The 22,728-nt window shown below is 51.8% G+C and carries 19 protein-coding genes; 17 read left to right on the top strand and 2 right to left on the bottom strand.

The window, feature by feature from the left end; translation table 11 throughout:
• Positions 1-616 precede the first annotated feature (616 nt).
• The gene (locus B5D23_RS08185; RefSeq protein WP_078684923.1) at positions 617-1,003 is read right to left on the bottom strand and encodes a pancreas/duodenum homeobox protein 1; all 387 of its coding nucleotides are present in this window, start codon (positions 1,001-1,003) and stop codon (positions 617-619) included.
• A 115-nt stretch (positions 1,004-1,118) separates the two neighbouring features.
• A complete protein-coding gene (locus tag B5D23_RS08180) occupies positions 1,119-2,870 on the bottom strand; it encodes a sigma-54 interaction domain-containing protein (protein WP_078684922.1) in 1,752 nt (583 codons plus the stop codon).
• A gap of 302 nt (positions 2,871-3,172) precedes the next feature.
• Here B5D23_RS08180 and B5D23_RS08175 point away from each other — a divergent pair, with 302 nt between their 5' ends.
• The 17 genes from B5D23_RS08175 (at position 3,173) to B5D23_RS08095 (ending at position 22,716) form a co-directional block, all read left to right on the top strand.
• Entirely contained in the window at positions 3,173-3,547 is a 375-nt protein-coding gene (locus B5D23_RS08175; RefSeq protein ID WP_078684952.1) for a RidA family protein, read from the top strand.
• Between the two features lie 9 nt (positions 3,548-3,556).
• Positions 3,557-4,774 (top strand): diaminopropionate ammonia-lyase, encoded by a 1,218-nt coding sequence (gene dpaL / locus B5D23_RS08170; protein ID WP_078684921.1) that lies wholly within the window; start codon positions 3,557-3,559, stop codon positions 4,772-4,774.
• Positions 4,775-4,794: 20 nt separating this feature from the next.
• A complete protein-coding gene (locus tag B5D23_RS08165) occupies positions 4,795-5,976 on the top strand; it encodes a YgeY family selenium metabolism-linked hydrolase (RefSeq protein ID WP_078684920.1) in 1,182 nt (393 codons plus the stop codon).
• A gap of 13 nt (positions 5,977-5,989) precedes the next feature.
• Positions 5,990-7,417, top strand: coding sequence for a sodium:solute symporter family protein (locus B5D23_RS08160; protein ID WP_078684919.1), 1,428 nt, complete (start codon positions 5,990-5,992; stop codon positions 7,415-7,417).
• A 130-nt stretch (positions 7,418-7,547) separates the two neighbouring features.
• Positions 7,548-9,137 (top strand): N-acyl-D-amino-acid deacylase family protein, encoded by a 1,590-nt coding sequence (locus B5D23_RS08155; protein ID WP_078684918.1) that lies wholly within the window; start codon positions 7,548-7,550, stop codon positions 9,135-9,137.
• Between the two features lie 179 nt (positions 9,138-9,316).
• Positions 9,317-10,408 (top strand): acyltransferase family protein, encoded by a 1,092-nt coding sequence (locus B5D23_RS08150; protein ID WP_078684917.1) that lies wholly within the window; start codon positions 9,317-9,319, stop codon positions 10,406-10,408.
• Positions 10,405-10,869, top strand: coding sequence for a cytochrome P460 family protein (locus B5D23_RS08145; protein ID WP_078684916.1), 465 nt, complete (start codon positions 10,405-10,407; stop codon positions 10,867-10,869). The genes B5D23_RS08150 and B5D23_RS08145 overlap by 4 nt, the downstream gene beginning before the upstream one ends.
• A 246-nt stretch (positions 10,870-11,115) precedes the next feature.
• The gene (locus tag B5D23_RS08140; RefSeq protein WP_159445955.1) at positions 11,116-11,541 is read left to right on the top strand and encodes an anti-sigma factor family protein; all 426 of its coding nucleotides are present in this window, start codon (positions 11,116-11,118) and stop codon (positions 11,539-11,541) included.
• Positions 11,538-11,990 (top strand): periplasmic heavy metal sensor, encoded by a 453-nt coding sequence (locus B5D23_RS08135; RefSeq protein WP_078684914.1) that lies wholly within the window; start codon positions 11,538-11,540, stop codon positions 11,988-11,990. Before B5D23_RS08140 ends, B5D23_RS08135 begins: the two co-directional genes overlap by 4 nt.
• A gap of 11 nt (positions 11,991-12,001) precedes the next feature.
• The gene (locus tag B5D23_RS08130) at positions 12,002-12,550 is read left to right on the top strand and encodes an RNA polymerase sigma factor (RefSeq protein ID WP_078684913.1); all 549 of its coding nucleotides are present in this window, start codon (positions 12,002-12,004) and stop codon (positions 12,548-12,550) included.
• Between the two features lie 70 nt (positions 12,551-12,620).
• Entirely contained in the window at positions 12,621-14,048 is a 1,428-nt protein-coding gene (locus B5D23_RS08125) for an efflux transporter outer membrane subunit (protein ID WP_078684912.1), read from the top strand.
• Between the two features lie 62 nt (positions 14,049-14,110).
• On the top strand, positions 14,111-15,289 hold the full coding sequence (locus B5D23_RS08120; RefSeq protein WP_078684911.1) for an efflux RND transporter periplasmic adaptor subunit: 1,179 nt from the start codon (positions 14,111-14,113) through the stop codon (positions 15,287-15,289).
• Complete coding sequence (locus B5D23_RS08115; RefSeq protein WP_078684910.1) at positions 15,289-18,402, top strand: efflux RND transporter permease subunit; 3,114 nt, start codon at positions 15,289-15,291, stop codon at positions 18,400-18,402. Before B5D23_RS08120 ends, B5D23_RS08115 begins: the two co-directional genes overlap by 1 nt.
• Positions 18,403-18,602: 200 nt before the next feature.
• Complete coding sequence (locus B5D23_RS08110; protein ID WP_078684909.1) at positions 18,603-19,133, top strand: CD3072 family TudS-related putative desulfidase; 531 nt, start codon at positions 18,603-18,605, stop codon at positions 19,131-19,133.
• Between the two features lies 1 nt (position 19,134).
• On the top strand, positions 19,135-19,920 hold the full coding sequence (locus B5D23_RS08105) for an ABC transporter substrate-binding protein (RefSeq protein ID WP_200803642.1): 786 nt from the start codon (positions 19,135-19,137) through the stop codon (positions 19,918-19,920).
• A gap of 9 nt (positions 19,921-19,929) precedes the next feature.
• On the top strand, positions 19,930-20,580 hold the full coding sequence (locus B5D23_RS08100; protein WP_078684907.1) for an amino acid ABC transporter permease: 651 nt from the start codon (positions 19,930-19,932) through the stop codon (positions 20,578-20,580).
• Positions 20,581-20,739: 159 nt separating this feature from the next.
• Positions 20,740-22,716 (top strand): monovalent cation:proton antiporter family protein, encoded by a 1,977-nt coding sequence (locus tag B5D23_RS08095; protein ID WP_078684906.1) that lies wholly within the window; start codon positions 20,740-20,742, stop codon positions 22,714-22,716.
• Positions 22,717-22,728 lie beyond the last annotated feature (12 nt).

Raw genomic sequence — 22,728 nt, 5'->3', positions numbered from 1 at the left:
GTGCAAGCTTCGCTTGCACGGCTTTTAAACTTAATGGGGCTAGCGTCGAGAGCCTCTTTCTCTTTCCCGTGAGTTGCCACCATTCCTTTTGAACGCCTTTCGGCGTTCAAAAGGAATAAGTGCGGTCTGGAAAAGGCAGAAGAACACGCGTTGAGGAAATTCCCCTAGCTCAAAAAATAAGGCTGATGGAGAGGAAAGCGAAGCTTTCATCCCATTCAGCCTTATTTTTTGAGCGATAGCGGGATTCCCAAGGGCCTCGTCCTTGGGCGGGGTCAAGGGGCAGCGCCCCTTGCAGAGCACGAGACGGAGTCTCGTACCTCCACCCACCCCAAAGCCCTTGCTGGGGTGGGGACAGCGTTCTAGTATCCCGTAAACGCGTAATTAACATAATGTGTTGCTGCGGAAAAAAGGAAATTTCTTGCCAAAGAAAAGCAGGGGATGTACAACGGGAGCTGTTACACAAAAAACAAGATGAGTTCTGCAAAAGCAGGGGCTTAGAAAAATATTTATTGGCGGTTGTCGTGGTAAGGCGGTTACCGCGACAAAAGAGCGGGATCCAGTTTTCTGGACCCCGCTCTGCTGTTTTTATGAGATAGAGAGAATCTGAATTAAAGAGCTAGCTCATGCTCACAGAGAGTGGAATAGCGTGAAGGGCCGTGGAGTACTCTTTTGTTTTTCCGAGGTTCCAGGTCACGGAGTTTTCGTCTTTGCCGAGACTCCCTGCGATGTCCTGAGCGAGCTGAGCCACGTTGATAATGGGGTGGCGGGAGAAGACCTGAGGCAGGCCATAGGTCAGGTTGCAGGCGAGGCAACGACCGGGGCGCTGATGCAGTTCGAATTCAAACTCAAAAATACCGTTGTGCTCGCCCTGAAATTTCAGAGAGATGTCGTAAGCTCCTTCTTCGTTGTCGCCGAAGAGGGCATCAAAGAACTGAGCAGTCCGTTCTGGGGGGAAGAGGCTGTTCAGTTTGTTTTGTGTAAAAATTGAATGAAAATCAGTCATATGTATTCACCGTTTTGTGCAGTATAGTCGCCGCGCTTTTTGGGGAAACGCGGCATGGTAATAGAAACGCCTGCACCGGGTATCACGGATAGGAATCTGGGGCAAGCTGGGGCTGTCATGCCTGCGACATCTTATGTATCTCATACTGTTGAATTTTTCTGTAGAGAGTGGCGAGGCCGATGCCAAGCCGCTTTGCGGCGAGTTTTTTTCCATGCGTGGTGTCTCCAAATCGCTGAAGCGCTTTTTGAATTGCCTCGCGTTCCATTTCCCAAAGCGGTCGAAGTCCGTCTTCTTCGGTAAAGTTGACGGGTTTTTCTTGCAAAAAGGCAGGAAGCAGCTCGGGTGTCACCACACCTGAGGAGGGCATCATGTTTACGATGAATTCGATAGCGTTCTCGAATTCGCGAATATTCCCAGGCCAGGGATAACTTTTCAGTCGTTCCAGACAGCTTGGGTCCATGCGCGTCATGTGCTTGCCGAAACGTTTTCCATATTTTTGGAAAAAGTGCTTGGTGAGCAGGTCGACGTCTTCGAGACGCTCGCGAAGCGGGGGCACTTCAAAGGGAATGACATTGAGTCGATAATAGAGGTCACTGCGAAAACGGTGCGCGGCTATCATGTCCTTGAGCTTGTCGTTCGTGGCGGCAATGATCCGTATGTCGACGTGAATAAGCTTGTTTGAGCCGAGCCTGATGACTGTTCGTTCCTGAAGAACGCGAAGCAGCTTGACCTGAAGATAGAGCGGCATGGAGCTGATTTCGTCAAGAAAGAGCACGCCGCCATTGGCGAGTTCAAACTTGCCCATGCGTCCGTTGGAACGGGCACCTGTGAAGGCTCCACTTGTGTAGCCAAAAAGCTCACTTTCAAGGAGTGTGTCGGGTATGGCGCCACAGTTAATGGCAATGAAGGGCTGATCCCGGCGATTGCTTTCCTTATGAATGGCGCGGGCGAAAAGTTCCTTGCCTGTGCCGCTTTCGCCAGTGATGAGTACTGTGGAAGAGGAGGTTGCTATGCTTTGAACGCGCTCCTTGAGCTTCCTGATTTTTGGTGAACAGCCAAGAATTGCCCCAAGCCCGTCACTGTGACTGTGTGAAGTAAAATTAGACATGCGCCGGGTAAAGTCTTTCTGGTTCTCAAAAATGACCATGCGACTAAAACGGGGGTCATCAGAACCAAGTTCAACGCTGCGCCCCATGACAAGGAGGTCAAAGTCCTTGTAGCGCAGCTCGAATTCCTGTGAATCGCCGACCTGATTGCCCGTTTCTTCCAGCTCAACAGCCGAACGCTGAATTTCTTCTTCTATGCGCATTTCGCGCTTTGCCTGCTCATTAACGTAGGACAGAGTGCCATCCTGAGCAAAAATAAAGACACCATCAGAATAAGCGTCGACAACACGTTGCAGCGTGTTGACCGTTTCGCTCATGGCGTCGAAGCGCTGCTGGTCGCGTGCCGCCGCAGCAACCATGCCTGCCATCATCTTGAGATATTCACGAAAAGTGTTTCTGTTCTGTTTGATGCGTTGCGCATCTTCCTGTGTAAAGCTGACAATGCCGATGACCCCGGCGGGAAAACCGTCCACAAGAATAGGGGCGGCCATGGTTAGTTCTTCCTCGCAGGTGTCGAGGTGCTTGCACCCCTGACAAATGGGATCAAGCCGTGGTGTGTCAATGTACACAGATTTTCCGGTCTTGAGCGCGTGACCGTAGACCTGTCCTTCCTCTCCAATGCTTTTGCCTACCCCATCTGAATAGCGCCCCGTTCCTGCAATACGCATGAGCGAGGCATCCACGATTTCTACGTCCAGACCAATAACAATGGCAATGACGTGGGCGATCCGATTCAGCGATGCCGCAATACTCCGTAACATCCTGTGCTCCTGTTTCTCATTTTGAGAAGGTCTCTCGAATGAAATGTCTGCTGTCCGACGGATTTATTTTTGGTAGTGTGCAGTTCTTCCCCGCCAGACAGGCATTTTTCTAGGATTTGAGCTTTTTCTCAAAGCGATAAAAATTTTTCATTTTGAGAAGGTTTCATATATCAATTCGACTGTCAATGACAAGAGTTTCATCTCTAAGTCATTGAAAAATTGTGATCTTTGTTGTTTTTCTCGTGTTTGGCATCCTCCTTGCTGTAGTGGGTTCAGAAAATACAGAACCTCAGGAGGTTGTTATGAAAAAGATCGTTCATACTGATGCTGCTCCGGCTGCAATTGGTCCATATTCCCAGGCTGTTATCAAGGACAGCACATTGTTCATCTCTGGTCAGCTTCCTGTTGACCCCAAAACCGGTGAGCTGGTTGAAGGCATTGAAGCTCAGGCTCGTCAGAGTCTGACTAACGTGAAGGCCATTTTGGAAGAAGCTGGAAGCTCCCTCGAAAAGGTCGTTCGTACCGGCGTTTTCATGAAGGATCTGAAAGACTTCGCAGCAATGAATGCTGTGTATGCGGAGTTCTTTGCGGGCGATTTCCCGGCCAGAAGCTGCGTTCAGGTTGCAGCACTGCCTAAGGATGCCCTGGTTGAGATTGAGGTCATTGCAGATCTGTAGGTTGAAAAAATGAGCAAGACACGATTTATCGAAAACACAACAGCCCGGCAGGCAGGGCAGAAAGCCGATCTCGACTTTTTGTCTCGCGAGCAGGCAGAGACTGCGCGCAATTTTTTTAGCACTTTTGAAGGGTACAAACCCACTCCGCTGGTGGCGCTCCCCGGCCTTGCACAGGATCTTGGCATTGCCAGTTTCCATGTGAAGGACGAATCCAAGCGCTTTGGCCTCAATGCCTTCAAGGTACTGGGTGGCGGTTACGCCATTGCCAATCACATTTGTGAGCTGCTTGATATGCCCATTTCTGAAATGAGCATGGAAAAGCTGTGTTCGGAAGAAGTGAGAAAGGCCATTGGCGAAGTGACGTTTGTTTCTGCGACTGATGGAAACCACGGTCGTGGTGTCGCGTGGGCTGCCAAGCATCTGGGCCAAAGCTCAGTCATTTACATGCCCAAAGGCTCTGCACAGAGCCGCCTGAAAAACATTCAGGCCGAAGGTGCAGAAGCAAGCATCACTGACATGAACTACGACGACGCTGTGCGACTTGCCTGGAAGCAGTCGCAGGAAAAAGGCTGGGTCATGGTTCAGGATACAGCATGGGATGGCTACGAAAAGATTCCTGCATGGATCATGCAGGGCTACACCACCCTTGCCTATGAAGCACTGGAGCAGCTGGAAGAACTGAAGGCGGAGCGTCCGACGCATGTTTTCCTTCAGGCTGGCGTTGGTTCCTTTGCTGGTGGCATTCAGGGGCTTTTCGCTGCTGTTTTCGGTGATGAGCGTCCCAAGACTGTGATTGTTGAGCCCGAGCTTGCTGACTGCATCTTCCGGTCTGCGGAAGCTGCTGACGGCAAGGCCCACTTTGTGACTGGTGACATGAACACCGTCATGGCCGGTCTCGCCTGTGGCGAACCGAATACCGTGGGCTGGGGCATTTTGCGTGATTATAGCGATGGATACATTTCATGCCCGGACTGGGTTGCTGCTAATGGTATGCGTATTCTGGCTGCACCCAGACATGGCGATCCCAAGGTAGTTTCCGGCGAATCCGGTGCTGTCACCACTGGCATTGTGGAGTGCCTGATGACACGCCCCGATTTGGTTGAGATCCGAGAAAAACTTGGAATGGATGAGCATTCCCGCGTGATGGTCATCAGCACCGAGGGAGATACTGACCCAGACATGTACCGCCGCATCACCTGGTACGGTGCGTATCCTGAGCAGGACTAAAAGGAGAGAGGAGAGGCTCAATGTTGGATGAAGCACAGAAAAACAGTGTTGTTACATTGTGTCAGGACATGATTCGTCAGGCGAGCGTGTCTGGTGAAGAGGCCGGTGTTGCCGGTGTCCTGAAAAGCTTTATGGAATCAAACGGCTTCGATGAAGTTGTTATGGATCGCTACGGCAGTGTTCTTGGTTGCGTCAAAGGCAACAAGCCCGGTCCCAAGATTCTGTTTGATGGACACATCGACACTGTTCCAGTGGACGCAAGCCGCTGGACCAAGGAACCCTTTGGGGCAGAGATTGAAGACGGCCGCATGTATGGTCGTGGAACCTCCGACATGAAGGGCGCTGTCGCGGCAATGGCTGTGGCTGCTGCACACATGGCTCTGCCCGAGAACCGTGACTTTGCTGGCGTGATTTATGTTGCTGGTGTTGTCCACGAGGAATGCTTTGAGGGTGTCGCTGGTCGCGAGATTAGCGCCCGCGTACAGCCTGACGTCGTTGTGATTGGTGAAGCTTCTCAGCTGAACCTCAAGATTGCGCAGCGTGGCCGCGCAGAAATCGTGCTGGAAACCATTGGTAAGCCTGCACACTCTGCTTCTCCGGCAGAGGGCATTAACGCTGTGCACAAAATGATGGAACTCGTGCGTCGGGTTGAGGCTATTGAGCCGCCCAAGCAGGACGTGCTGGGGCTTGGCACAAACGTGCTGACCGACATCAAGTCTGCACCATACCCGGGTGCATCTGTTGTTCCTTCTGGCTGCCGCGTGACCTATGACCGCCGCCTCCTGGTGGGTGAGACCAAGGAAAGCATTCTTGCTCCCATTCAGAAGGTTATCGACGAGCTGAGCGCAGAGGATAGCGAGTTTAGCGCCAAGGTGAGCCTTGCTGTTGATTCCGCTCCTTGCCACACCGGAGAAACCATTAGCGCCGAGCGCTTCTTCCCTGCATGGCGTTATGACGAGTCCGAAGACTTTATTCAGAAGACTCTTGCAGGCCTGCACGAAATTGGACTGGCCCCGAAGATTGATCATTATGCTTTCTGCACCAACGGCAGCCACTACGCCGGTGAGGCAGGCATCAAAACATTTGGCTTTGGCCCATCCCTTGAGACGCTTGCCCACACGGATGACGAGTACATCGAACTGGACCAGCTCTACAAGGCCGTCGCGGGATACACTGCAATTAGCACTTCTTTGCTGAAATAGGGGAGGACCTGCCATGACAAGTACTTTTTACGTCATTATTGCCTACATGGCAGTCATGGTCGGAATTGGACTTTGGGTTGCCAAACGGAAGATTCGTGAGTCAGAGGACTTTTTGCTTGCGGGTCGTCAGCTCGGACCCTTCATGATGGCAGGGACTCTTGCCGCTGCCGAAATCGGTGGCGGCAGTACCCTCGGCGTCGCGTCCAAAGCCTATGGTGAGTGGGGATTCTCTGCTGGCTGGTATGTTGTAAGTGCCGGTATTGGTATCTTCCTTGTGTCTTTTGTTGCCCCGTACCTTCGTAAATCGATGGCGACCACCGTCCCGGAAATTCTGGCTCGACGCTATGGCCGCGCATCGCACATCATCACAACCTTTTTGTCCATCACAGCCCTGTTCTTTGCGACCGCTGCACAGGTCATTGCAACGTCTTCTATTATTCACGTTGTGACAGGCATGGATCTGACGATGGTTATCATCATCGCTGGCTGTGTGATTACGGCCTATACCCTCATGGGTGGCCTTGTTTCCGTTGCGTTCACCGATATTGTACACATTCTCGTCATTACCGTTGGTATGGCGATCGCCATGCCCATCATTCTGCACAATGCTGGGGGATGGAGTCATCTCGTCAACACCTTGCCTGCTCACCAGATGAGCCTGGACAATGTTGGCTGGAAAACCATCTTTGGCCTCATTCTCATGTACTTCATGACCTTCTCGACTGGTCAGGAAGCTGTCCAGCGCTACTTTGCAGCGCGTAACGCAAAAGTTGCCAAAACAGGATCCTTCATGTGCTCCTGCCTGATGGCTCTGTACGGTTTTATTCCCGCAGTCATTGGCCTGGTTGCTCTTGCTCATTTCCCGAATATTGACCCCAACAGCGCACTGCCAATGGCTGCACAGAACTTTGCTCCGACTCTGATCGCTGGTGTTGTTCTGGCCTCGGTTGTTGCTGCGACCATGTCCAGTGCCTCTGGTAACATGCTGGCCGTGTCGACCCTGTTCACAAAAGACGTGTTCCAGCGGTATATGCGCCCCAGCGCAACAGACAAAGACCTTATGGCGTGGAGTAAGGGAGCCATCCTGTTTGTCGGTGCATGTTCCATCGGCATCGCGCTTGGCAATTACTCAATCATTTCTCTGCTTATCCTCGCATTCACCATGCGCGCAGCAGGTCCCTTTGCCGCCTTTGTCTTTGGCCTGATCTACAAGCCTGCAACCGCTCACGCAGGATTGTTCTCCATCATCCTTGGCTCCATTGCTGCCGTTGCATGGCAGCAGGCTGGTGAGCCTTGGGGCATCATGGCAATCATCTTCGGTGCCGCAGTGAGTACGGTTTCCTTCTTTGTTATCTCCAAAATTGAAATCGCACTCGGCGTTGAACCTGCTCCTCTGGCTATTACGGAAGAGCACGAACGCGCTGCCGCCGCAGAAGAATAAAAAACACTCAGGAGGGGAGGCGTTCGCTTCCCTTCCATTCCCTGTCCCGGCTGTCGGGACATCAAATTTCCACGCTCTTGTCTGAGTCTGGGACTGCCCGAAAAAGCTGCAATCCCAAGGAGTAGTAAAAATGAAGACGCTTATCAAAAACGCACAGGTCATTGACGGAACTGGTGCTCCGGCATTTCAGGGTTGTGTGCTGACAGAAGGCGAACGCATTCTGGATGTGATTCACGGTGATACGGTTGAAGGGAATTTTGATTCTGTGATTGATGCCAAGGGGCAGGTTGTATGCCCCGGCTTTATTGACTCACACAGCCACTCAGATTTGCTTCTTTTCCGGGACAAAACAGTTCCGGCAAAGGTGCGGCAGGGCGTCACAACAGAACTTTTGGGGCAGGACGGCATTTCAGCTGCCCCCATGCCTCGTGAATACGAAAGCCCGTGGCGCAAGAATCTTGCTGGTCTGGACGGCGACGTTGAAGAGCTGGACTGGAGCTATGAGACCACTGACGGCTATCTGTCTTTGCTGGAGAAAAACGGCAGTACGCCAAACGAAGCGTACCTTGTCCCCCATGGAAACGTTCGTATGGAAGTTTTAGGCCTTGATAACGTCAAGGGAACTGACGACGACCTGAAACGCATGCAGGACGTTTTGCGCCGTGATCTCGAAGCTGGTGGTGCTGGCCTGTCTACAGGGCTGATTTACATGCCCTGCGCATACAGTGACACCCGCGAAATGATCGCACTGTGCAAAGCTGCTGCGGAGTTTGACCGCCCGCTGGTCATTCATCAGCGGAGTGAGGCTGATACCATTCTGGAGTCAATGGAAGAAGTTATTACGATGGGCCGCGAGTCCGGCGTAAAGGTTCATTTTTCCCACTTTAAGGTCTGCGGCAAAAACAACGCAGACAAGTATGAAAAAGTTTTGGCTCTGCTCGACAAGTGCAAGGAAGAGGGCATTCGGGTGTCCTTTGACCAGTATCCTTACGTTGCAGGCTCCACCATGCTTGGTGTTATCCTTCCTCCGTGGGCACATGATGGTGGTACTGACCGCCTGCTGGAACGCCTTGGTGACAGGGACGCACGCCGTCGCATGGTTCAGGACATCGAAAAGGGCATTCAGGGCTGGGACAACTTTGTTCAGTTTGCTGGCCTTGATGGCATTTTTGTGACTGACGTGAAGAGCGAACGTAATCAGGACTGCATCGGCAAGAACCTTGTTGAACTTGGTGAACTGCGAGGCAAGGACCCGTACGAAGCGACATTCGACCTGCTGCTTCAGGAAGACAACGCTGTTGGTATGGTTGATTTCTATGGTCTGGAAGAGCACGTGGAAGGGTTCATGCGTCGTCCTGAAATGAACGTCTGCACAGACGGTCTGCTTGGTGGCAAACCGCATCCTCGTGTCTTTGGCGCATTCCCCAGAGTCCTTGGCCGCTACGTTCGTGAGCGAAAGGCTCTTTCACTCGAAGATGCTGTCCACAAGATGACAGGTCGCACGGCTTCGGTCTTCTCTTTTGAAGGTCGCGGTGTGCTGGCACCTGGCAACTTTGCAGATATTGTTGTCTTTGATCCTGATACCATCGAAGACAAAGGAACATTTACTGACCCGTGCCAGTACCCTGTTGGCATTAGTCACGTGCTGATAAACGGAGAACATGTTGTCGAAAACGGCGAGCAGCGCGACACTGCTCCCGGTAAGGTGATTCGCCTGTAGACACGGATTTTCGAAAAAAAGCACACATCCCCTCAAGGAAGCCCTTCACCACGTGGTGAGGGGCTTTTTGTGTGGGGCAAGACAGGGCAGGAATTTTGGCGTATTGTATGAGATGCTTTGCGTCCCAAAATCAAACGAGAAGGCACTGATGTGATGAGTACTGAGACCTGGAGAAAAGCATGAGCACAAGAGCTGGCGCATCTCGTCGAATTGCCTACGTTGACTATGCCCGTGGGTTCTCCATGCTGGCAATTATTCTCTTCCATTATTTCATGATAATGAACCTGCCCGGTCCCCTGAATTCCCTGATTCAGTTTGGCGGTTCCGGTGTTCATCTCTTTTTTCTCTTGTCTGGCTTTGGGCTGACCCTGAGCCGCCGCAAGCTCGGTGTTTTGCAATTTTATGCCCGGCGACTGGCTCGGGTACTCCTGCCATATTATTTAGCCATCGCGGTGATTGCCTGTGCGAGCTTCCTTGTCTTTGCCGCGCCCTTTGACTGGTACGCCTTGTCCGGGCATTTTTTTCTGTTCAAGATGTTTGATAGCGAGATTATGAACAGCTACGGCGGGCAGATGTGGTTTATGTCTGCATTGATCCAGCTGTATCTGGTTTATCCGCTTCTAGCGAAGATTCAGGATATTTTGGACGATGATCTGGAATTTTTTGTGCTTGGGCTGTCTGCGTCGCTTTTTTGGAATGCTGTTCTGGTCGGAATGGACCTTATGGAGCAGCGGGCATGGAATTCGTTTTTCTTGCAGTTCATTTGGGAATTTATGCTGGGTATGATTTTGGCCCGCAGGCTTCGGCAGGAAAAGGCACCATACTGGGAAGGTCCACTGTGGCTTATTCTGTCGATTTGGCTGATAGGGACGGCAATCATGGCTGCGTTGGTTTTTGGTGTGCCATACGGCAAGGCTGTGAATGACTATTTTGCCTTACTTTCATTTGGTGGACTCTCTGTGTTGGCATTTCGGATGCACCTGTTCCGTGCGCTCCTCAGCTACACAGGGAAAATTTCGCTTGAGCTGTATCTTGTCCACCTCGCGATTTTGCATATCCTGCTGCATTATTTTGACGGGATGCTCAGCTTGCCAGTGATTGTGCTTTTTGCTCTGACGCTGAGCTATGCGGTGTCTATTCCGTTTGCAAAGTTTAATACACGTGTTTTTCAATGGATCGCACCGCTTTTGGAACGCTTTTTTGCGAAAAAGCCACAAGGTCCAGACGCCTCAGCTGCTGGATCTTCTCATGAACATTTGGAGGGAACATGAAAAAGTTTTATGTGTCTGTGCTTGGTGCATTTTTGCTTGCTGGAGCAATTGCCATAGCTGCTCCGCCTGTCAGTGGTCCAAGTGCAGAAAATTTGTGGGACAAGCTGGATGGCTATGCGGGGTGGCAGGGATGGCCGGGGCATACAGGAATGCATCCCGGCAAGTCTCCGCATGGGGCTTTTCACTCCATTCATGTGAATGCTCTGGGGCTGAATGCGAGAGAGCTTCCTCTGCCAGATGGCGCGATTGTGGTCAAAGCGAATTATAATGAGGAAAAGCGACTCACCGCCTTGACTGTTATGTATAAGGTTGACGGCTATGCGCCAGAAAATGGCGACTGGTTTTATGCTAAATATGCGCCAGACGGAACGGTACAGGCTGAGGGGCAACCCAGTGGATGTGTTGGCTGTCATCAGGCTGTCGCGGATTCAGATTATTTGTTTTTGCGAAAGGCACAGTAAAAAAAGCCCCCGGCAGGGGGCTTTATTGTTTGAGGCGCGAGGCGTGTCTGTACGGAGTTAAGGAAAGCGAGTATGCGTCTTTTGGAGTCTATGACTGGCGCGGGATACAGCAGTTTTTATGCTGCGGTCCTGTGCTGGCGGAGAGCATCTGAAAAAAAAGACAAGTTCCAGAGAAAATTTCGCAGTTTTTTTGGATCTGTGGCGTTCAAGCTCATACAAAGGGTTTTTCCCTTGTGGAGAAAAGATATGGATTGCAAAGAATTTCAGAAAAACATCCATCGCTATCTCGATGGCGAACTGGCCGACGTGGACGCAGAGCGTTTTGCGTCGCATGAACGTCACTGTGAGCTGTGTTCACATCAGGCTGAGGAGTTGAGGGCCGTGTCGAAGATGTTTGAAGAAGATGGGCTTGCGGCAGAGTTTGCTGTGCCTGAGGTACTTCGGGCAAAAACACTTCGGGCCTTTCAGGAAGAAGTGCAGGAGAATTCCGTCCCGTCGTGGTGGAGTTCACTGTCCACAGGCTTACGCAGTGGCGTCATGGCGACTGCTGTTGTGGGTTTGCTCCTTGGGGTTGCCCTTGGCTCAACGCTGAGTGCAACACTGACACCTACCTCAGACCGTTCTCTTCTCTATGTTGCGCTTTTGGATGAAAACGTTGGAGAGTTACCATGACGTTTTCAAGCAAACGCATTTTGATTATTTTTTCCGTCTGCCTCAACATTGGTTTTATCCTTGTTGCGGTGACTCTTTTTGTGAAGCATCCTCCTCGTGATTTTTTGAGGCATGCTCCTGACAGACAGATTCTTTCGGAAATGAATTTGCCAGAGGATGTGCGGCAGGCTGCTCGGAATGACTGGGAAATGTTTGAGAAAGAGCGGCATAGCATGCGGGAAGAGCGCCGTGCTGCGTGGAGGCGTGTTTTCCGGCTTTATGCAGCAGAGAAGACAGACGGGCCAGAGTTTCGAGAGCTTGAGGACGAACTGATTGATTTGGCAAGAAAGCGTAATGATGCGCTTTTTCTGCATTTCGACCGCATTCAGGACATCCTGGGGCCAGAACAGAGCGCAGTCTTGTTTAAGAGACTGGAGTCACGGGTCAGGCACCACAGAAGGGATAAATAAGAGTCGCCAGCATGCTGGGATTTTTGAAACGGTTTTCCCGGATGGGAGACAGCGAGCTTGTAGAGCGCATAGCAAAGGGGGACTCCGCTGCATTTGATGAAGTGCTGCGGCGTTATCAGCCCCGGGTCTATTCGTTTGCCTGTCGCTATGTGAAAGACAGGGACGAGGCCGCAGACATTGCGCAGGAAACATTTTTGCGCCTCTACCGTATGGCCTCGCAGTACAGACCAGAGGCCAAGCTTTCAACGTTTCTCATGCAAATTGCCAAAAACCTGTGCATTGATTTTTTGCGTAAGAAAAAACCAGTGCTTTTGCCTGAATTGCCCGAGTCACCAGCAGGTGATGATACCGCCGTGCAGGCGGGGCACCGTCAGCAGCTGGAGCAGGTTCGGGAGCTGGTGCAACGACTTCCGGCCAAGCAACGCAAGGCGCTTGTTTTGCGACACGATCAGGGACTGAGTTATGCGGAAATTGCCGAAGCTTTGGAAACAACGGTTTCCGCAGTGGAGGCCCTGCTGGTCCGTTCCCGCAGAACCCTGCGGGAGAGAATGGATTTTTGAGGAGAAGAGCAGGGCGGCTTCGGAATTTATCGTTTTGTACCAATAAAATTTTTACGTGTATCACGAGCAGATGAAGAAAACATTATTCATGCTTTTTGCCACAGTTGTGCTTTCTGGCTGCGCGATATTTAGCCCGGCAGATCGAACACAGTCCCCTGTGCCTCTGCCTGAGGAATATTCGCTGTATGAGCCAAGCAGGGGCGCACCAGAAGAGTGGTGGCAGACTTTTCAGAACGAAGAGCTGAACAGTCTTGTTGCAACGGCTCTCTCTGGAAACTTTGATGTTCAGGTGGCGTGGGCCAGATTGAAACAGGCACGTGCCCTTGCCATAAAGAGTGGGGCAACACGCCTTCCGTCTCTTGATCTGGATGGAGGGTACACGGGACAGCGGAGTTATCAGCAGTCGTCCCGGGATGCAGATCATGTCCTTTCTGAAACAGAAAAGTATTCGCTTGGGCTGGCAGCCCAGTATGAGCTGGACCTCTGGGGAAGGATTGCGTCCTCTGAGAAGGCCGCAGAGCTGACCGCACAGGCAAGCCGGGAAGACCTTGAAGCTGCGGGGATTACCGTTGCTGCTAGTGTTGTGGAAACATGGACGGACCTGATGGCTGTTCGGGCAGAGATTTCTATCCTTGCTGAGCAGATCAAGGTGAATGAGATGCTGTCGTCTTTGCAGGAGCTGCGTTTTGCCAAATCTATGGCTAGCGCTCTTGATGTGACGCAGCAGCGAGGCATTCTTGCAGGCAGTCAGGCAGAATTGCCTCTTTTGCAGGCTCAGGAGCGCGTGTTGCTGAACAAGCTTGCAGTGCTTGTGGGGAAGGCGCCAGGGACGCTGAGGGTGCGTGGTGGAGAAATTCCAGAGCTTCCGGGTTTGCCAGAGGCAGGACTTCCGGCTGATTTGCTTGCGTCCCGTCCTGATGTGCGAGCCGCAGGACTTCGGCTTCATGCTGCGGACTGGGAGGTCTCTGTGGCCCGTGCAGATCGTTTGCCTGCGCTTCGTCTGACGGGGCGGGCAGCATATGAAAGTGGACGTTTTGATCTTTTGTTTAACAACTGGGTAGCCAGCCTGACCGCAGGGTTAACCGGGCCAATATTTGATGCTGGTCTGCGCCGGGCAGAGGTCGACCGAACCCGTGCCGTCGCAGAGGAGAACCTTGCGAACTACAGCAAGACGGTTTTGTCTGCTGTGCAGGAAGTTGAAGACAGCATGGCCAATGAGCACCACCAGCGCGAATATATTTACCGGTTGCAGCAGCGCCTGACTCTTTCAAAGGAAGCGCTCTCAGAAGCTCGCTTGCGGTATTTGATGGGGCAGAGCGATTACCTGCGATTTTTGACAGAGTTGCTTAATGAGCAGTCTCTGGAAAGAAATTTGAGTCAGGAAAGAGCAAAGCTCGTGAAATACCGGGTGAATTTGTATCGTGCTCTTGGCGGGGACTGGACACGTCGCATGACTCCTGAGGGGCTTGCTCCTCAAACACACGTTTCAGCGTCTTAACTCTACAGGGAAAACAGGGCCGCACAGGATGCTGCCCCGTGTTTAAAAAGGATTGAGGGATAATGCAGAGTCAGAATGAGATGCCACATAAATCTCGATTTGCCCGGATCATCGTGCCGCTTCTTATTATTTTGGTCGGTGTTGCTGTAGCCGCAGTCTTTAAGCTGACAAAGCCGACGGCCAAAAAAGCCGAGATCAAGGCGCATCGCCCGGTTGTAACGGTCCAGCGTGTCGAGCATGAGGATGCTCATACGCGAATTGATGCTATGGGTACTGTTGCGCCGTCTCGCGAAATATCTTTGCAGGCACAGGTGGGCGGAAAGATTGTTGCGCTTTCTCCTGAGTTTGAACCCGGCGGTATTTTGAAAAAGAATGATGTCGTCTTGCGTATTGATCCGCGGGACTATTCGTTGACGCTCAAGAAAACCAAAGGGGCCTATGCAGAAGCTCAGGCGGACTATCGTCTTGAGATGGGCAGTCAGGAAGTCGCGCGCAAGGAACTTGAATATATGCAGCTCACTGCTCCAGACGTGGTGAAAGATTCTTCTCTGGCACTGAGAGAGCCTCAGCTGGCACAGGCTCAGGCCAAAATTGATCAGGCCCGCGCAAGCTATGAGCAGGCCCGTCTTGATTTGGCTCGGTGTTCAGTGCGCGCGCCATTTAATGCGCTGGTGAGTTCCCGTGCGGTGAACCTTGGTTCCACCCCCAGCACGCAGACTGAGCTTGGCCGTCTTGTCGGGACGGATGAATATTATATTGAACTCGCGGTGCCGCTTGATCGCATTCAGTATCTGGATTTTTCGCATCCAGAGCTGAACAGGGTCGAGGTCCGTTCTGCCGCGAGTGCTGCCATGTGGCAGGGGCGTCTGGTCCGCATGACCGGAACCCTGACTCAGAATACCCGAATGGCCAAAGTGCTGGTTGCTGTTGATGATCCTCTGAATCTGAAACAGACCGCAGGAAAGCTTCCTCTGGTGCTTGGTGATTATGTGTCTGTGTCCATCACAGGAAAGCCTATTGAGAATGTTGTGGTCCTGCCCCGGACTGCGTTGCGTGATGGCAATGTGGTGTGGCTTGCTGAAAAAGGTCGCCTGAAATTCCAGAAGGTCACTCCTGTCTGGAAGGAAACGGAAAAGGTCTTTGTTTCCCATGGGCTGAAAGCTGGGCAGACGGTTGTTTTGTCTGATCTTGCTGCTCCGGTAGAAGGCATGATGCTGACGCTTGAGAGTGAGGCCAGGTAATGAGCAGTCAGCCAAAGGAAATAAAAAAAGGACCCATTGCATGGATGGCTGGCAACTCTGTTGCCGCGAACCTGCTTATGATTATTTGTCTTGTTGGTGGCATTGTCGCCGGAACCCAGATCAAGCAGGAGGTTTTCCCTGAATTTACTCTGGATATGGTTTCGGTAACGATTGCGTATCCTGGAGCAAGTCCCGAAGAAGTGGAAGACGGTATTATTCTCGCCGTTGAAGAAGCTGTACAGGGACTGGAAGGCATCAAAAAGGTCGAGTCTACTGCAAACGAAGGCAGTGCTTCGGTGATGATTGAAGCTCTGGACGGCGCGGACATTACGCGTTTGTGGCAGGACGTGAAGAGCGAGGTTGATAGAATTACGACCTTGCCCGATGAAGCCGAAGATCCACAGATTGTGATTATTGACTCCAAGCGGCAGGTTATGACTCTGGCTCTGCATGGCGCTGTGAGTGAACTCACGCTGCGCGAATCTGCCGAGCAGGTTCGGGATGAGCTTTTGCAGCAGAGTGCCATTACGCAGGTCGAGCTTGAGGGTGTTCGGGACTACGAAATTACTGCTGAGATTCCGCAGAGAATTTTGCGCCGTTATGGGCTGACACTTGGTGATGTGGCGCAGATTATCCAGACAGCTTCTGTTGAACTCGGTGGCGGTAGCCTGAAAACATCCAGCGGAGAAATTCTTGTCCGCATGAAGGATCGCCGAAACTATGCGCGTGAATATGCCCAGATTCCTATCCTGACAGAAGCTGATGGAAGTGTCGTTACCCTCGGCGACTTGGCTGTTGTTCGTGATTCATTCGAGGAGTCTGACACGTGGGCTGAGTTTGACGGTGAACCTGCGGTGCTCATTAATGTTTTCCGTGTTGGTGACCAGACCCCAATGGAAGTGGCAGACGCAAGCTATGGCGTTGTCGAGCGACTGAATCAGACTTTCCCTGAGGGGGTGAAGCTTTCTGTTCGCCGTGATATGTCCAAAATTTTTGGACAGCGTGCCGATCTGCTAGTGCGGAACGCCTACATGGGCCTGATTATTGTGTTTGTCTTTTTGGCCCTGTTTCTCGAAATCCGGCTGGCATTCTGGATTAGCCTTGGTATCCCCATTTCCTTCCTTGGCTCTTTCCTGCTTTTGCCTGCCACGGATTTCAGTATCAACATGATTAGTATGTTCGCCTTCATTATTACGCTTGGTATCGTTGTCGACGATGCCATCGTTGTTGGCGAAAACATTTTCCACAAACGGCAGCAGGGGATACCTCCGCTTCAGGCCGCAATTGAGGGTGCGCGCGAAATCGCTATGCCCGTGACCTTTAGTGTGCTGACGAACGTCGTTGCCTTTTTGCCGATGTATTATGTCCCCGGCATTATGGGGAAAGTCTTTGGTATTATCCCTATCGTTGTCCTGAGTGTCTTTGCGGTGTCTTTGGTTGAGAGCCTGTATGTTTTGCCGTCGCACCTTGGCCACAGTGGGAATGGTCGCCTGTGGGGACCAATTGAACGCTTTGAGCGCTGGCAGCGGAAGTTTAGCAAAGGCTTTGAAAACCTTGTGGCACACCGTTACGGCGCATTCTTGGACTGGACCCTGCGTTACCGCTACGGGGTTGTTGCTGTTGGGCTGGCGCTGCTTATTGCCACGACAGGCTATATTTCCTCTGGACGGATGGGCTTGGTGCTTTTCCCAAAGGTCGAGTCTGATTTTTCCTTTGTTGAGGTGACGTTGCCGTATGGCTCTCCCATGAGTCGGGTGGAGAAGGTCAAAGACAAGCTTGTTCAGGCCGCAAAAGAAGTTGTTGCAGAAAATGGCGGTGAGAGGCTGTCCACAGGCATTTATTCAAAGGTTGAGAAGAACGTCCTGCAGGCCCGTATTTTTTTGACGGACCCGGAAGTTCGGCCCTTGAGCACGTTTGCCGTCACGGATTTGTGGCGAGAGAAAGCTGGGAATATTCCCGGTCTGGAAAGCATTAGCTTTCTTGCAGACAAGGGGGGACCGGGTTCTGGCAAGGGCCTGACCATTCAGCTTTCACATCGAAACAAGGAGTTGCTGGACGCTGCGGGCCGTGATCTTGCCAAGGCCTTGGAAAACTATCCCAATGTTTCGGATCTTGACGATGGTTCGGCTGTTGGCAAGCGGCAGTTTGACTTCCGCCTGCTTCCGGCTGGAGAGCGGCTTGGGCTGACTTCCCGTTCTGTTGCGAATCAGGTGCGCTTTGCCTTTCAGGGGGCAGAGGCTCTGTCACAGCAGCGGGGCAGGAATGAAGTGACAGTCCGTGTTCGTTTGCCCAGAGAAGAGCGGGAACTGGAATCCAGTCTGGAGAACTTTGTGCTTCGGGCACCCAATGGTGAAGAGATCCTGCTGCGCGATGCGGCGACAATGATACCGGGACGTGCTTATACCAGCATTAACCGTCGGGACGGTCGGAGAGTGATTTCGGTGACGGCAGAAGTGACGCCAGCCTCACAGGCAATGCAGATTGTTGAAGAGGTGAAAAAGAACATTATGCCGGACCTTGTTGCTCAGTACCCGGGCTTGACCTTTAGCTTTGAAGGAAAGCAGGCAGACATCAAGGACAGCGTTGAAAGTCTTGTCATTGGTCTGCTGCTCGCTCTGCTTGCTGTGTATGCTTTGCTGGCTATTCCGTTCAAAAGCTATACGCAGCCCTTTATCATTATGGTGAGTATTCCGTTTGGTATTGTCGGCGCGGTGGGTGGTCACATCTTAATGGGGTATACGTTGAGTCTGATGAGTCTCTTCGGTGTGGTTGCCCTGTCTGGTGTCGTTGTGAACGACTCGCTTGTGTTGATTGATTTCGCCAACCGAAAGCACCGGGGGGGAATGACGGCCTTTGACTCTATCCATGCGTCGGGCATCTATCGTTTTCGTCCTATTCTTTTGACGACCCTGACCACCTTTGGCGGCTTGGCTCCGATGATTTTTGAGACGTCCCGACAGGCCCGGTTTATGATTCCAATGGCGATTTCCCTTGGCTTTGGTATTCTCTTTGCCACGACAGTGACCCTGATTCTTGTGCCATCGCTGTATATGATCCTTGAGGATATTCATAACTGGTTCCGGCATCCGGATGAAAGAGTTGTCCATAAATAGGCTTTGTATAAAACAAAACATTGGCCCAGCTTCGTTTTTTGGAGCTGGGCTTTTTTATGCGCAGTGCTCTGGCTATAGCCAAAGTCAATACGAGACGGGCAGGGCTTTCATGTTTTCCTATTGTACACGGCGGAGAGTCTTCACTATACAAATTCTTTGAATTTCTATGAATATCAACTCAATTTGGACTTTGGAAAACCATGAAGAGAAGCCGATCAATTCTTGTTGTGTGTCATTGCCTGCTGAACAGTAATGCCAAGATTTACCCGCTTGCCGCGACCGGGGGCGTCTATACTGATTCTATTCAGGGCTACGTGGACAAGGGAGCCGGTCTTGTCCAGCTTCCGTGTCCAGAAACCTGTGCGCTTGGAATGAAGCGATGGGGAATGACATATGAACAGTATGATACTCCGGCATTTCGGGATTTTTGCAAGGAGCTGCTGAAACCTAGCCTCCTGCAAATCCGGGCATTTCACGCAGAGGGCTACAAAATTCTGGGTGTTGCTGGCACAGATGGAAGCCCTAACTGTGGCATTGCCCAGACCTGCTCTGGCTATGTTGGGGGAAACGTGACGCCTGAGCGCGTTGCGGCCCAGTGTTCGGGTGCTGGTCCTGTTGCAGGAAAAGGTGTCTTTATGGAGCTTTTGCAAGAGGAACTCCAAAGCGTGGGAATTGATGTCCCGTTCTTCTCCCTGGTGGCGGAGGACGATGCAACTGACAAGGTGGGGTAAAATGAAGAAAGGATTGTTTGGGAGCTGTTTGCTGGCTGTTTTTTGTGCCTGTACGATGCTGATGAGTGTGGCACATGCTGATGAGTCTCTGCGTCGCGTAGAAAAGAGCAAGACACTTCGCATTGGATTTTGCGCTCAGTATCCGCCGTTTGAGTCGCGTAATGACGCCGGAGAACTGGAAGGTTTTGACGTTGCCCTTGGGCAGGCCTTGGCTCAGGAGATGGGCGTTAAGGCAGAATTTTTTGATGCAGAATGGCAGGGCCTTTTGGCCGGGCTGAACAAGGGCGATTACGACGTGCTGATGTCCTGTATGTCTCGCTCTGAGACTCGTGGTCAGGCTGTGAACATGAGCGCAACCTATTACCGTCTGCCTGATGTCATCGTGGTTCGAAAGGGTGAGAAGAAGATTACAGGACTGGAATCTCTTAAGGGTCGTACTGTTGGCGTGCAGCTCGGTTCCGGAACTGAAATTTTTGCAGACAAGCACCCTGAGAGCTTTGGGGACGTCAAAAAATATAACTACAATCCCGAAGCATTTAACGATCTGAAATTTGGCCGTATTGATGCTGTGCTGGTGGGCTACGCCTTTGCTGTGCTTCAGATCAAGGCTGATTCGTCGTATGAAATTGCTGGCGAGCCTCTGACCGAGGCTGAGATTGTTGCTGTGATGCCTAAAGGGGCAGATGCCCTTACTGTTCGGATGAATGATGCGCTGAAAGCCCTTCAGGCGAACGGCACATACGATCGCATCATTGACCAGTGGCTGAGCACTCACGCTGCAAAATAGTGACGCGTTATGAGCTTTCAGCTTGATATTGTTGTCAAAGCGCTGCCTGCCCTTGGGGAGGCGGCGCTTATTACTGCGCAAATTGCCGTTTTGTCGTTTGCACTTGCTCTGTGCCTTGGCATTGGGATTGGCGTCCTGCGTTCCCGTTCCCGACGACTCTCGCTTCTGTTTTTCCCGTATGTTGAGATATTTCGGGGCACACCGCTTTTGATTCAGCTGTTCTTTCTCTACTACGGTTTGCCCACGGTAGGAATTACCATGAGCAGTTTTCAGGCAGCGATTGTGGGGCTAACGCTGAACGGAGGCGCGTATGTTTCCGAAGCGATCCGGGGCGGGCTTATGTCAGTTAAGGAAGGGCAGCGGGATGCGTCCTATGCATTGGGCATGAACTGGGCGCAGACCATGCGGCATGTCATTTTGCCTCAGGCTATGACCGTTGCTGTGCCGCCTCTGATGAATATTTTTTCGAGTATGCTCAAGGAAACCTCGCTGGTTTCCGTCCTTGCGATTACAGAGCTGACGCGTGTTGGACAGCTTGTCTACACCCGGACCTTTCGGGCGTTTGAAATTTATCTCGCTATTGGGCTGGTCTATCTGCTCATGACTGTGAGTATTACACTCCTTTCCAAGCTTGTTGAGCGCCGACTTTGTGTGCGCTGAGCTGAGAGTCTTCTTTTCTTTTTTACGCCAAGGAATTTGATTCCTTGGCTTTTTTTATTTCCCCTTTCCCTCGCCTCCTTGACCTCGCATAAAATGACGGTATCCTTGCAAAAGGATAGAAAACAGACGTTGTAATCAGAATGTGTACTTGGAGAAAGAATGGGTATTGCTGCTGACCTTATTATTATCGTCGTCACTGCGCTTGGATGCGCATTCATTGCGCGCCGTATCGGGTTGCCTCTCATATTAGGATACATTGCCGCTGGTATTATCCTTGGTCCGTTTACAGGCGGACTCACCGTAACCAAAGTTCATGACATTGAGCTTCTGGCTGAGATTGGCGTTGCCTTGCTGCTGTTTGTGCTGGGTATCGAGTTCTCATTCAAAGAACTTCGCCCTGTGCGCTGGGTTGCGCTCATTGGGACGCCACTCCAGATTGTGATCTGTATTGTTCTTGGGCTTGGTGTCGGGCAGATGCTGGGCTGGGAACAAGTCCCTTCGCTCTGGCTTGGCGCAATTATTTCTCTTTCCAGTACAATGGTCGTGCTCAAGACTCTTGAGAGTCAGGACTTGATGGGAACACTATCGAGTCGTGTCATGATTGGTATGCTCATTGTTCAGGATCTTGCCCTTGTGCCGATGCTCATTATTTTGCCCAAGATTGGGAATCTTGGCGGAGAGCTTGGCGTGCTGGGGCTGGCCGCGGTCAAGGCAGTGGTTTTCCTTGTCGGCATGGTCTTGGCGGGGCGCTATGTGATTCCGCCGCTGATGAGCCGGATTGCCCGCTGTGGATCTCGTGAACTCTTTTTGCTTACAGTCTGTGCTCTTGGGCTTGGTATTGGCTACCTGACCTATCTTGTGGGGCTGTCTTTTGCCTTTGGTGCTTTTGTCGCAGGTATGGTGCTGAGCGAGTCGGAATATGCGCATCAGGCGCTGAACAATATTTTGCCGCTTCGTGATATTTTTGGGCTGCTCTTTTTTGCCTCAGTTGGCATGCTTCTCAATCCGCAGGTGCTTATTGAGGACTATGCAACCGTTTTGACCCTGCTTGCCTGTGTCGTTGTGGGGAAGGGCGTTATCTTTGGCGTCTTGGCGCGTGTTTTCCGGTATCGGAATGTTATCCCGCTTGCGACAGCTCTTGGAATGTCTCAGATCGGTGAGTTGTCATTTTTGATTGCCAACGCAGGGACGGAGGCGGGTGCCCTGACTCCGCATCAGTATTCACTTGTTCTTGCTACAGCAGTTTTGAGCATGATTTTGACGCCTGTTCTCGCGAAATCGACCGCCCCCTTGTATCGCCTGAAACAACGCTTTTTTGCGATGCCGACGCTCCAGACGGTTAATCTCCGTGATGAAAGGCTCAAGAATCATGTTGTGCTTGTTGGTGGTGATAACATCGGGCGCTTTATTGCGGCGACGCTTGCGCGCTACGGGCACAAATATGTGGTGATTGAAGCTGATTACAATAATATGAAAGCCCTGAGTGAAGACGGGCATCCTGTGATCTATGGCGATGCGGAGAATTCCATTGTGCTTGATGCCGCGCATATTGCCACAGCGCAGATTGTGCTTGTCACAACGCCTGCTCCTTCTGTCGCCCGTGAAGTCGTCCGGCTGGTTCGGGAAAGGCGAGAGGACATGACGATCATTGGTCGCGCTGAGGGGCAGGAGCAGATGGAGGAGTTTTCCCGATGCTGTGTGGATATGGTCGTTGAACCCAGTCTGGAGGCGAGTCTTGAGTTTATCCGTCAGGCATTTCTTAAGCTCAACGTCTCCGCCGAAGAGATTATTCGGGTGACGGATTCCATTCATGATGAAGTTTACGCACCATTCCGCAACAAAGATGCGGAAGACAACTCTGTCCCCCGAAGTTTACGCCTTTCGAACAGGCTGTTTGATTTATGCTGGATGGAGCTTGGTGAGGATTCCACGCTTGTTGGAAAGTCGCTGGGAGAGGCAGAGGTGCGGCGTGAAACAGGTGCCTCTGTGTTGGCATATATTCGGGAAGGGCAGCTGATGGTAAATCCTGACATTGGGGAGCGTTTTGCTCCGGGAGATCAAATTGCGGTTGTTGGCGATGGCGAGCAGCTGACCGTCTTTCGAGAAACATTCATGCCTGCGAGCGTGACGGAATAAGAAAAGGCCCCG

Source organism: Desulfobaculum bizertense DSM 18034, assembly GCF_900167065.1.
GTDB lineage: Bacteria > Desulfobacterota > Desulfovibrionia > Desulfovibrionales > Desulfovibrionaceae > Desulfobaculum > Desulfobaculum bizertense.
This window is presented reverse-complemented; position numbering and strand designations above follow the sequence as displayed.